The organism is Spirosoma sp. KUDC1026, from assembly GCF_013375035.1.
GTDB lineage: Bacteria > Bacteroidota > Bacteroidia > Cytophagales > Spirosomataceae > Spirosoma.
On sequence record NZ_CP056032.1, the window covers coordinates 5644915 to 5657412 of the forward strand.

The 12498-nt window shown below is 49.3% G+C and carries 11 protein-coding genes and 1 pseudogene; 2 read left to right on the forward strand and 10 right to left on the reverse strand.

What is annotated here, in order from left to right:
- The first annotated feature begins 35 nt into the window (after nt 1-35).
- Entirely contained in the window at nt 36-1112 is a 1077-nt protein-coding gene (locus HU175_RS23790; protein WP_176568944.1) for a TerC/Alx family metal homeostasis membrane protein, read from the forward strand.
- A 29-nt stretch (nt 1113-1141) separates the two neighbouring features.
- The gene (locus tag HU175_RS23800) at nt 1142-5296 is read left to right on the forward strand and encodes an AAA domain-containing protein (RefSeq protein WP_228724260.1); all 4155 of its coding nucleotides are present in this window, start codon (nt 1142-1144) and stop codon (nt 5294-5296) included.
- A 21-nt stretch (nt 5297-5317) separates the two neighbouring features.
- Here the strand turns inward: HU175_RS23800 and carA are convergent, their stop codons facing one another.
- The 10 genes and pseudogenes from carA to secY all read right to left on the reverse strand — a co-directional run bounded on the left by carA (nt 5318) and on the right by secY (nt 12497).
- On the reverse strand, nt 5318-6421 hold the full coding sequence (carA, locus tag HU175_RS23805) for a glutamine-hydrolyzing carbamoyl-phosphate synthase small subunit (RefSeq protein WP_176568945.1): 1104 nt from the start codon (nt 6419-6421) through the stop codon (nt 5318-5320).
- 87 nt (nt 6422-6508) lie between these two features.
- Complete coding sequence (gene rplQ / locus HU175_RS23810) at nt 6509-7126, reverse strand: 50S ribosomal protein L17 (RefSeq protein ID WP_176568946.1); 618 nt, start codon at nt 7124-7126, stop codon at nt 6509-6511.
- An 88-nt stretch (nt 7127-7214) separates the two neighbouring features.
- A complete protein-coding gene (locus tag HU175_RS23815; protein ID WP_176568947.1) occupies nt 7215-8204 on the reverse strand; it encodes a DNA-directed RNA polymerase subunit alpha in 990 nt (329 codons plus the stop codon).
- Nucleotides 8205-8370: 166 nt separating this feature from the next.
- A complete protein-coding gene (rpsD, locus tag HU175_RS23820; RefSeq protein ID WP_176568948.1) occupies nt 8371-8976 on the reverse strand; it encodes a 30S ribosomal protein S4 in 606 nt (201 codons plus the stop codon).
- A 79-nt stretch (nt 8977-9055) separates the two neighbouring features.
- On the reverse strand, nt 9056-9451 hold the full coding sequence (rpsK, locus tag HU175_RS23825; RefSeq protein WP_176568949.1) for a 30S ribosomal protein S11: 396 nt from the start codon (nt 9449-9451) through the stop codon (nt 9056-9058).
- 100 nt (nt 9452-9551) lie between these two features.
- Nucleotides 9552-9929 (reverse strand): 30S ribosomal protein S13, encoded by a 378-nt coding sequence (gene rpsM, locus HU175_RS23830; RefSeq protein WP_020603978.1) that lies wholly within the window; start codon nt 9927-9929, stop codon nt 9552-9554.
- Between the two features lie 2 nt (nt 9930-9931).
- On the reverse strand, nt 9932-10048 hold the full coding sequence (gene ykgO / locus HU175_RS23835; protein WP_018618719.1) for a type B 50S ribosomal protein L36: 117 nt from the start codon (nt 10046-10048) through the stop codon (nt 9932-9934).
- 63 nt (nt 10049-10111) lie between these two features.
- Entirely contained in the window at nt 10112-10330 is a 219-nt protein-coding gene (gene infA, locus HU175_RS23840; RefSeq protein WP_018618718.1) for a translation initiation factor IF-1, read from the reverse strand.
- A gap of 7 nt (nt 10331-10337) precedes the next feature.
- Entirely contained in the window at nt 10338-11177 is an 840-nt protein-coding gene (map, locus tag HU175_RS23845; protein ID WP_176568950.1) for a type I methionyl aminopeptidase, read from the reverse strand.
- 4 nt (nt 11178-11181) lie between these two features.
- Nucleotides 11182-12497, reverse strand: a pseudogene (secY, locus tag HU175_RS23850) (preprotein translocase subunit SecY).
- Between the last annotated feature and the right edge of the window lies 1 nt (nt 12498).

Genomic DNA, 12498 nt, shown 5'->3' on the forward strand with positions numbered 1-12498 from the left:
TGCGTTAAGCCTAGGACATTCATTTAGCGTTCATCATGCTTTCCAACGAGACGATATTTTTTCTGTGCTTTGCAGCATTTGTTTTGTTCATCATGGCCCTGGACCTGGGCGCGTTTTCCAAGCGTCAGAGCCATGTCGTTCATTTTAAAGAAGCCGCTTTCTGGAGTGCCATCTGGGTTGCTCTCTCCGTCATCTTCTACTTTTTCCTCAAAAACTATGGCTACCTCGTCCACGGCATCACCGACATGGCGCGGCTGGAGGAAATCAGAAGCCGGTACGCTGAACACGTTGCTATCGTTCCCGGCAATTTTGCGGCCAGTTTGGAGCGGTTTCAGAACAATATGTCGGTTGAATACATCACCGGCTATCTGGTCGAATACTCGTTATCGGCTGATAATATCTTTGTATTTATTCTGATTTTCAATACGTTCGGTGTTCGAGAGCGGTACTACAAAAAGATTCTGGTCTGGGGAATTCTCGGTGCTATCGTTCTCCGATTTGTCTTCATTTTCCTGGGTTCGGCGCTCATTCAGCGGTTTGAGTGGATTATGTATATCTTCGGTGCATTCCTGGTGTACACGGGTGTCCAGTTGTTTTTCCAGAAGGAAGAAGACGAACAGATTGACACCAACAGCCATCCTGTTGTGCGTTTTGCCCGCAAATATCTGAACGTGTTTCCGCGTAACGTAGAGGATAACTTCTTTGTCCGTGACAAAGTGAATCACAAGTTATTCGTGACGCCCCTGTTCATCATTGTGATTGTTATTTCGTTTACCGATCTGGTTTTCGCCGTCGACTCTATTCCAGCCATTTTTTCGATCACGAAAGATCCGTACATCGTCTTTTTCTCCAACGTATTTGCCATCATGGGCTTACGGTCAATGTTCTTCTTCCTGTCGAGCATTATGGATCAGTTCCGTTTCCTGAAAGTTGGCCTAGCAGTTTTACTAACGTTTATTGGCGCTAAAATGCTGGCCGAACACTGGCTGCATGATATTGGCTTCAAGCCCGTCTACTCACTCTATATTATTATCGCTATCTTGGGCTTAAGCGTATTGGCCTCCTGGCTGATACCGGAAAAAAAAGATAACCAGACCGGCACCCCGGTTTAACCAGCCACGCACCCGCGTTGGTTTGACGCATGAATGCATTGTCGGCCCTGCCGTTGCCGTCAGGCGTATTAAAGACGTTTCGTCGACGACTAACAAATCTCAGCAGCCGGAACCGGTCGCTGTTGCTGACGAATTTGCCCGTCAGTCAGTTTCTGGATCTGCATGCAACCGATCATGTCCTAGGGAAATCATCGTTTAGCCTGATCGTCGATCTGATTCGTCAGAAACCGGCGATCCCGCTCTGCGATGTTCTCGACCCGCGTCAGGAACGTAGCAATCAGTTGAGTCAGCAAATTCGCAAGATTCAGCGAACAGCTCAGTTCATCAGCGACGAACGCGGCACCGACGATCTCTACGTAGGCTGGCCGTTCGTGCGGGGGAAGTTTCTGGATGGTACCGTCATTCACGCACCATTGCTGTTTTTCCCGGTGGCGATCGAGCAGGCAGGCAAAACGTGGCAGCTTATCCGGCGAGGGGATGAATCTGTATTGTTCAATTCAACACTGGCCCTTGCTTATGGGCAGTTCAACCAGGTTCAGTTCAAAGAAGAGTTTACTAATCCCCCGTTCGAATCGTTTGACCGCGACCCACTGGCGTTTCGTACCCAGTTATACGAGTGGCTGAAAACGAGTCCATTCGCCATCAATTTCAACCAGAATCTCTTTGCCGATCAGCTGACCATCTTCGACCAGCAAAATCGAAAGGGGCTGGATCAACTCGAACGCATTGGCGAGCTAAAACTTTATCCCGAAGCCGTTCTGGGGATTTTCCCACAGGCGGGCTCCTTTCTCGTTCCCGATTACGATGCACTGCTGGGTGAAGGGCGGGGGGCTGAGGGTATAGGGCGAGGGGTTGAGGGCATAGGGTTGAATGTAATGGGCAAAGGGCCAGGGGTTGAGGGATTGGGTGATTGGGCAAGTAGTCAAGGTCAAGGGGTTGAGGGTGATGGGAAGTGGGAAATAGATAAAGATCAAACTATAGAGCAGGAGTATAACTCTATTTACGCCCCAAGCCCTCTACCCCACGCCCCTCAACCCCAAGCCCCCACGCCCTTAACCCTTCAGCCCCACGCCCTTAACCCCACACCCTCCCCCCCCCTCCCCGAGCGATTCATCCATACGCCTTTGCCGATGGACGCGTCGCAGGAGATGGCAGTACGTACAGTCAAATCGGGGCAGTCGCTGGTGGTGCAGGGCCCACCGGGCACGGGAAAGTCGCAGCTAATTGCCAATCTTATGGCTGATGCGGCCGCTACGGGTAAGCGGGTTTTATTGGTTTGCCAGAAACGGGCCGCACTCGACGTTGTGCAGGAGCGACTTCAGCAGGTGGGTATGGCTCCATTTATGGCGCTAATCCACGATTTTCAGGACGATCGTCGGGCTCTTTATGCGCAGATCGCCGAGCAAATCAATCAACTTGATACGTACAGACAACAAAACAACAGCCTGAATACCGTATTGCTGGAACGTGATTTCGACGTTGAAAGCCGCCGAATTGATGAGGCAGTGGAGATATTACAGGTTTTCAAACAGGCTCTCTTCGACACAACGGAATGCGGCATTTCTATTAAAGAGCTTTATCTAACCAGCGATCCCCAAGCACCGTCTATTCCACTGGGTGATCATTATCAGCAGTTTCGGTTAACAGAAATAGAACCGTTTGTACGCCGTCTGCAGGCTTATGCAGCTTACCAGCAGCAAGTAGGCTCAGCCCATGCCTGGAAAGATCGGGTTTCCTTTTCTGCATTTTCTGCTGCCGACCAATCGAAACTTGACCAGGCGCTCAGAAACTGGGTACAACTCGTACAGGATGCTAAAGAGGCAACGACTACCTTAGTTGGCCGTACCCTTGCGCTGACCGAGTTGATGCAATGGCTGGACCATCGACCCGTTATTCATCAGTTTAGTACGTCGCTCAACAAAACCAGTCAGACCGTCTGGACTGTCGTTCTACAACTTCGTCGCCAACCCGGTCATCCAGCATTGGCTGCTACCGGCGATTTGCTAGAGCAGGCAGCAACTCAATGGGAATCGGCGCTTAGTTCGCCGGGGCCGGCCGAAGATATTCCATTACCGAATCTCAATCGCTTCCGCGAGGTCCTGTTAGACGCGCAGCGCGTACGGGCCACCTGGCTGCAGTGGAACTGGTGGCTGATGACCAACGATCAGAAGGCCTGGCTCCAGCAGATGGCTACAGCCAACAAGTTAACGTTGTCTGCTGAGGATCTCCATACGCTGCATATCAAAGTTGACAAACGGGAGCAGTTGGAAATGATTCGCCAACGGGTGGCTCCTTTACTGAGTAATACAGGCCTGCCCGACGTCCCTGAGAGCTTACGTATTATTGGACAGGCGATCGAGCTGATTCAAGTTATAGCATCAATTCCAGCGCTAAATCAGCTTCCAGAGCCAATCTGGCAGATCTCTACTCAGGTCGATCACGTTGTCAATCGTTTAGTGGTCTTAGCCGGACGGGTAGAGCAACAACAGAATCAGCTCTATCTGACACAATCACAACGGGAGTTGCTTTGGCAGGATGTTACGCCTGCTACTGTGCTACGTCAGACCTTGTCGACGGATTTTGACCTGCTGGTTGAATCAGATCGGCTATATGCGCAGTTTTCAAACGTAGAACTGGAGATCATTTACCGACTTGCTTCATATTCTCCTGCTGATTGGTCAGCTGTTTTTCAGAACTCACTGCGCTTAGCCTGGATTGATCATATTGAGCAGCAAAAGCCCGAACTGCGTAGTGTTTCGTCGCTTCGGCTTACGCAGTCTGAACAAATTCTCCAAGACAGTATTCAGCGGAAACAGGCGCTGAGCCGCGATATTTTATTGATGAGATTGCGCGAGCAGACGTACCGGAACCTAACATTTAACCGGCTGAACAATATTGTTACGTATCGCGATCTGCTGCATCAGACAACCAAAAAGCGCAATGTCTGGCCCATCCGAAAATTGCTGAGTGCCTTTGCCGATGAACTGTTCAAGCTGATTCCCTGCTGGCTCGCATCGCCCGAATCGATTTCGGCGATCTTTCCGTTACGTGCTGAATTATTTGATCTGGTTATTTTTGACGAGGCCTCGCAATGCTTCGCTGAAAACGGCATTCCCGCGATCGCCCGAGCCAGGCAATTGGTTGTTACGGGCGACAGTCAGCAGCTTCAGCCGAGTGATTTATACCAGACCCGTCTGGACGAACCTGAGCCCGATGATGAATTGGCAAGCGCCTTGGAAGTGCCCTCCCTGCTTGGTCTGGCTGCCCAGCAACTGCCGCAGATTTCCTTGACCGAACACTACCGAAGCCGCTCGCTGGATCTCATTACGTTTTCTAATCAATATTTTTACAAGAATCAACTTAACCTCCTCCCCTATTTTAAGGACGTAAATCAGCATCAGCCTGCCATTCGTTATCAGAACGTAATGGGTATCTGGCAACACAACACGAATGCAGTTGAGGCTGCTGCTGTTCTTGATTTGTTGAAAAAACTTCATCAGGAAATGCCCGAGTTTTCGGTTGGTGTCGTTACGTTCAACTACGCACAGCAGCAGCTTATTCAGGATCTGTTGGAAGAAAACCCATCCCTTTTCGCCATCCCACAGCTGTTCGTTAAAAACATCGAGAACGTTCAGGGCGACGAGCGGGACATCATCATTTTTTCTGTTGGTTACGCACCCGATGCTAAAGGTCGCCTATCCATGCAGTTCGGCAGTCTGAATGTCAGTGGTGGCGGGAATCGCCTGAACGTAGCGGTTACACGGGCACGGGAACGCATCTATGTTATCACCAGTCTCTGGCCCGAGCAGTTACAGGTTGAGACGACAGCTAACGACGGCCCTAAATTGCTGAAAGCGTATCTCGCTTACGCCTTTTCCGTCGATCAGGGATACTTTAAGCCCGCTATTGCAAAAGATACACCATTGTCAGCGGCTTCGTTGCTTAAAACAAAGCTAAGCCACTCCTACCCGGACTGGCAGCCTGAGCTTCCCTTCGCGGATTTAGCGGAGAAGAAGGGTGATCAATACAAATCACTCATTATCACCGATGACGGTGCGTATTACGAACAAACAACAAAGCAGGCTCACGCTTACCTGCCCTTGGCACTCCGGCAGCATAACTGGCCATTTCAACGCGTCTGGAGCCGTGAATACTGGCGAAATCAGCTAAAAAATAAAGCCTGACGATTTCGCCAGGCTTTGTTTTTATTCGTTCATCATATCCACAAACTGATCGAACAGGTAATGTGAATCGTGCGGCCCCGGCGATGATTCCGGGTGGTATTGCACCGAGAAAGCTGGCTTATCTTTCCGGCGGATTCCTTCAATCGTTTTATCATTCAGGTTGACGTGCGTCACCTCCACATTGGCGTGGTCCTGCACTTCATCGGCGCTGACCGCGAAACCGTGGTTTTGCGACGTTACTTCGCAATGGCCTGTAATCAGGTTTTTAACGGGGTGATTCAAGCCACGGTGGCCGTTGTGCATTTTGTAGGTTGAAATGCCGCTAGCCAGCGATAGAATCTGATGCCCCAGGCAAATACCGAACAGAGGTTTATCGGAATCAAGTGCTTGTTTTACGGTTTCGACCGCGTAAGGCATGGCAGCCGGGTCGCCGGGACCGTTAGCAATGAAATAGCCATTGGGTTTCCACTCGGCCAGTTCGCTGTAGGGCGTCCGGGCGGGAAACACTTTACAGAACACACCCCGATTGTTGAAATTGCTGATGATGCTTTTCTTAACGCCCAGATCCAGTACCGCCACGCGCAGATCCGCTTCCGGATCGCCGGATTCATACGCTTCCTGCGTACTCACAATTGATGAAAGTTCCAGCCCGGCCATATCAGGCACTTCCTGTAGTTTAGCCAGCAGCGCGGCAGGATCCAGAATCTCAGACGAAATAATGCAGTTCATCACGCCTTTCGACCGGATATAACGAACCAACTGCCGCGTATCGATGCCGTGAATACCTACGATCCCTGCGCGTTCGAAATAATCCTGAAGTGAGCCGTCAGCCGTGTAACGGGAGTGAATATCTGAGAAGAAATTGCACACCATACCCCGAATCTTGATGCCGTTCGATTCCTGCTCGGCATTATTCAGGACACCGTAGTTGCCAATGTGCGAGGTCGTATTGATAACAATCTGCCCGTAGTAAGAGGGATCAGTGTAAATTTCCTGATAGCCCGTCATTCCGGTATTGAAGCAAATTTCGCCACCAGCAGTGCCAATCTTTCCAAGTGCCAGGCCCCGGTAAACGGTTCCGTCCTGTAAAACCAATAGCGCTTCGGGTTGCTTCGTATGTTTCATGCTGTGATTGGGATTATCTGAAAGTTTAAAAAAAAGGGCTAACCGTTACCGGCTAACCCCTAATTTGTATGGATAATGACAAGGTCATTAGCTCTTCTGCGTTTCGTCGTCAGCAGATGCTTCAGGAGCAGCAGGCGTTTCGTCAGCTGGTGCTTCCGGCGTTGCTTCAGCGACTGGCGCTTCGTCAGTCGTTTCAGCAGGAGCTTCAGTTTCGGTCGCTTCAGCAGCAACTGGAGCCGTAGCAACAGTTGCCTCTGGTGCGTCAGCAGCTTTCGAGCTACCACGACGGCTACGACGAGTTCTGGTAGTAGCCGTAGCTTTCTCAGCGGCAGCTGCCAGCAGTACTTCGTTAAAGTCAACCAGTTCGATCAGGCAGGTCTGCGCATTATCACCTAACCGGTTACCCAGTTTGATGATCCGCGTGTAGCCACCCGGACGGCTTGCAATTTTATCAGCAACCGCTCCGAACAGTTCTTTCAGCGTTTCTTTATCGTTCAGATACTGGAACGCAATCCGGCGGTTCTGGTACGTATCGTCCTTCGCCCGCGTCAGGATAGGCTCCACAAATTTGCGAAGCTCTTTCGCTTTCGCTACCGTCGTCTCAATACGCTTATGCAGGATGAGCGACGAAGCCATGTTCTGCAACATCGCTTCGCGGTGCGAGTGCGTCCGGCTTAGGTGATTATCTTTTTTACCGTGTCTCATTGTCTGGTGAAGGGAGGAAGGGAGGAGGGAGAAAGGAGTAAGGTAGTACCCTTTCTCCATTTTTCCTTACTCCTTTCTCCTTTGTGTTTTAATCTTCGTCTAGTCTGTACTTAGCGACGTCCATACCGAACGTCAGGTTTTTCTCAGCAACCAGTTGCTCCAGCTCAGTCAGCGATTTCTTACCGAAGTTACGGAACTTCATCATATCAGAAATCTCCAGACGAACCAGGTCACCCAGCGTACGTACGTCGGCCGACTTGAGGCAGTTGTACGCCCGAACGGATAGATCCAGATCCGCCAGCGATGTTTTCAGAAGTTTGCGCATGTGCAGTACTTCTTCGTCAACCACATTTTCTTCTTCTGGTTTCGTCGTCTCAAACGTCATCGTCTGATCCGAGAACAGCATGAAGTGCTGAATCAGGATGTAGGCCGCTCCTTTAAGCGCTTCCTCTGGGTGAATCGAACCATCAGTTTCGATGTCTAGCAACAACCGCTCATAGTCCGTTTTCTGTTCAACCCGCGTGTTTTCAACGCTGAACTTAACGTTTTTGATTGGCGTATAAATGGCATCGATTGGAATATGTCCAAATGGCAATTCGTTTACCCGAGGCTCGTCGGCAGGAACGTAACCACGGCCCTTTTCGACAAAAATTTCCATTTCGAGATCACGCGTGTCATCGATGTGGCAAATCTCCAGATCGGGATTCAGCACTTCAAACGAAGGCGAGAACTTCGATATATCACCGGCCTTAAGAACCGATTGTTTTTTAATGTTGACCGTAATTTTGTTGTCAACCATGTCCGAAATCTTTTTGAACCGAACCATTTTCAGGTTCAGGATAATTTCGGTCACGTCTTCAACAACGCCCTCGATCGAGGAGAACTCGTGCAACACACCCGGGAATTTTACGCTGGTGATGGCGTAGCCTTCCAGTGATGACAGCAGAATACGCCGTAGCGCATTGCCGATGGTTACACCGTATCCTTTTTCAAGAGGTTTAAACTCAAACACCCCGTGAAAGTCGTCGGCTTTCTCCACTACGACTTTGTCGGGCATTTGGAACGCTAAAATTGACATACGTTTCGTATTGTTTACAGCAGTTCTCTGCCTGGGAGTGAAGACTGAAACAAGCTTCGACTCTATACGCCGACAACGCCTTTGTGACTAGTTGGCGGCAAATGTACTGATCGAACGCTATTTATACTAAAGGCGGCAGAACCCATGAAGAGTTCTGCCAGCTGAATTACTTCGAATACAATTCGACGATAGCCTGTTCGTTGAAGTTCTCAGGAATCTGATCCCGCTCGGGATAGCTGATGAACTTACCCGTCATTTGCTGTCCGTCCCACTCAACCCAGTTGTAGCGTTTAGTGCTACGGGCTGACAGGCTTCCGGCAATAGCTTCCAGCGATTTCGATTTTTCACGAACGCCGATCAACTGACCAGGTTTCAACGAATAAGAAGGGATGTTAACGACTTCACCGTCAACAATAATATGCTTGTGAGCAACCAGCTGACGGGCTGCCCGACGTGATGAAGCGATACCCAACCGGTAAACCGTGTTGTCCAGACGAGCTTCGCAAAGTTTCAGCAGGTTTTCACCAGTGATACCTTCACGAACCTGAGCGCGGTGGAACAGGGCCCGGAACTGACGCTCCAGAATACCGTAGGTGTATTTTACTTTTTGTTTTTCCATCAACTGGACGGCGTATTCGGACTGCTTCCGTTTACGACCGCGACCGTGCATACCCGGTCCATAATTCTTTTTCTGAAGCGCTTTGCTGGTGCCTAAGATTGGTTCACCGAACTTGCGCGAAATTTTGGCTTTTGGCCCTGTGTAACGTGCCATTCTTTAATGAATGAATAATTGTGAAACATCGGACAGACACAACTGAATGTCGCCTGCCCTTATTCATGCCATCCGTATATTATACACGACGACGTTTTGGCGGCCGGCACCCATTGTGCGGCAGCGGGGTAATATCACGGATCGTTGTTACTTCGATACCTGAGTTCTGAATAGTACGGATAGCCGATTCACGACCTGATCCTGGACCTTTCACGAAAACTTCTGCTTTGCGCATTCCCAGATCGTGGGCAACGGCAGCACAGTTAGAAGCGGCTGTCTGAGCAGCATATGGCGTATTTTTCTTTGAGCCACGGAAGCCCATTTTACCCGCCGATGCCCAGGAAATAACCTGCCCGTTCATGTTGGTGATCGAGATAATGATATTGTTGAACGTAGCCCGGATGTGAACCTGACCTACGGATTCAACAACTACTACCCGCTTTTTCGCTTTGTCTTTGCGTTTTGCTTGAGCCATTGTTGTTAGGTAATCGTCAATGTGTCACCAGCCTTCATTACTTGCCATCCAGTAACCAGATGACCACAAATGCGCCGTATGACGATGAGCGACCGATTAATTATTTCGTTACTTTCTTCTTGTTAGCAACAGTTTTCCGTTTCCCTTTCCGGGTACGTGAGTTGTTTTTCGTATGCTGACCACGAACAGGCAGCCCTTTCCGGTGACGAAGACCCCGGTAGCAACCGATGTCCATCAGACGTTTGATGCTCAGCTGAACTTCAGAACGTAGCTGACCTTCTACCTTGTACTCATTCGAGATAGCGTTACGTACTGCGCTCGCTTCATCATCAGACCATTCGCTGGCCTTCTTGTCAACACTGATACCGGCGTCGGTCAAAATTTTCTTTGCCCGGCTGCGGCCAATGCCGTAGATGTAAGTCAGCGCAATTTCACCACGCTTCTTATCTGGAATATCAACACCTGCAATACGCGCCATGCTTAACCTTGTCTTTGTTTATAACGGGGATTCTTTTTGTTGATCACGTACAGCTTCCCTTTCCGACGGATCACCTTGCAGTCTTCGCTGCGCTTCTTAATAGACGCTTTGACTTTCATGTGATTTACAATTTATGACCCTTGAAGTACGGTCTCCTAACCGTTTGGTCAGGAGTTACGCGCTTATTTATACCGGTACACGATTCTCGCCTTACTTAAATCGTAGGGCGACATCTCTAACTTAACTCGGTCACCAGGTAAAATCTTGATGTAGTTCATCCGCATTTTACCTGATATGTGAGCGATTACTTCATGCTTGTTGGCCAGTTCGACCCGGAACATTGCATTTGATAACGCTTCCAGGATGATGCCATCCTGTTCGATAGAATTCTGCTTTGCCATGTTTACGTTAAGCCGCCGTCAGTTCCTGTGTGTCAACCATCAGGCTGGTATTTGCCGTGACGGCTTCAATGTATTCGAAAGTAGTCAGAATCTCAGGCTTCCCTTTTCGTACTGCTACTGTGTGCTCAAAATGGGCAGAAGGTTTCCGGTCTACCGTACGGATTGTCCATCCATCACGCTCCTGAACAACCCCTTTCTTACCGAAGTTAATCATCGGCTCAATGGCCAGAATCATACCTTCACGTAGTTTTGGTCCTTGTCCCCGTTTACCGTAGTTCGGCACTTCGGGTGCTTCGTGCAGGTCCTGGCCGACGCCGTGTCCTACCAATTCCCGCACTACCGAATACCCAAACTTTTCCGTATACGTTTGGATTGCGTAACCAATGTCACCCACCCGATTCCCGTCAACTGCTTTCTCAAGACCAACGTATAGTGATTCTTTCGTCCGAGCCAGCAATTTGCGAACTGACTGATTTACCTCACCTACAGGATATGTGTATGCACTGTCGCTGTGATAACCATTCAGCTTTACCCCACAATCGATGGAGATGATGTCGCCGTCTTTTAATTCGTATCCGCTGGGGAAACCATGAACAACGACCTCATTCACTGATATACACAAAGAAGCAGGAAATTTATTGTAACCTAAGAACGACGGGATACCCCCGTTATCTTTGATAAACGTTTCTGCTACCCGATCCAGTTCCTTGGTTTTCACACCCGGCCGAATAAGCTTAGCCACTTCGGCATGTGCTTTTCCGAGAACCTGAGCACTTATTTTTATCAGATCGATTTCTTCATCGCTCCGGATAAAAATCGTTTTTTCCTTTTTGTCAGAACCGGCCATGTAATTAGGCTGCTACAGTTTCACTCGTGCGACCTTGAATACGACCTGACTTCATCAGCCCTTCGTACCGGCGCATGAGGAGATAACTTTCTACCTGTTGCAGAGTATCCAATACTACACCGACCATAATCAGAAGCGATGTACCACCGAAGAACTGTGCAAACCCGCTTGTCATACCGAATAGATTTGCAATAGCAGGTAGGATAGCTACGACAGCAAGCATCACAGCACCTGGTAATGTAATCCGGTCCAGAACAGTACCAATGTATTCTGACGTCTGGATACCAGGCTTTACTCCGGGAATAAATCCACCGCTGCGTTTCATATCGTCTGCTATCTGGTTAGGGTTAACCGAAATAGCCGTATAGAAGAACGTGAAGACGATAATTAAAAACGCAAACAGCAGATTGTATTGCCAGGTCGTATAGCTCTGGAATGCATTCTGCACACTGGCCGCGAAATCGCTCTTTTCAGCAAACAGACCTGCCACATACGTTGGAATGAACATCAGCGCCTGAGCGAAAATGATCGGCATTACACCAGCAGCGTTCAACTTCAGCGGTAAATACTGACGTTGCCCCCTACTACTTTATTACCGATAACCTGCTTAGCATATTGAATTGGAATCCGGCGTACCGCCTGCGTCAGTACTACAGCGCCCATGACGACGAAGTAAAGGGCTACTAACTCAAGAACGAAAATCAATAGTTGCGATGTACCCCGTGACAACCCTTCGCCATAGATGGCACCTGGCAGCCGTGACACAATCCCAATCATGATGATCATTGAAATACCGTTTCCAATTCCTTTGTCTGTGATACGCTCACCCAGCCACATACAAAAAATAGTACCTGCCGTAAGAATAAACACAGATGCAATTCTGAACAGCGCCCGGTCGATTAACAGAGCTTCGGGTGGAATCGTCGTACTTACATACGTAATAGCCTGAACAGCCGTTACCCCAATCGTCAGGATCCGGGTAATTTGGTTCAGCCGTTTACGACCCGACTCCCCTTCCTTCTGCATCTTTTGAAAGTAAGGCAATGCCAGTGTTAGCAACTGAATAGCAATCGATGCCGATATATAAGGCATGATGCCCAGCGCAAAAATTGACGCCTTACTAAATGCACCACCAAGAAAGGTGTCTAACAGACCAAGTAATCCTTGAGGATTCAGATTCAATCTGCTCGGGTCCACACCTGGCAGCACGATAGCCGAACCAAGACGAAACGCCGTGATAAACAACAACGTGTTGAGGATACGGGTCCGCAACTCGTCAATTGCAAAAATATTCTTAAACGTGGTGATGAGTCGGTTCATG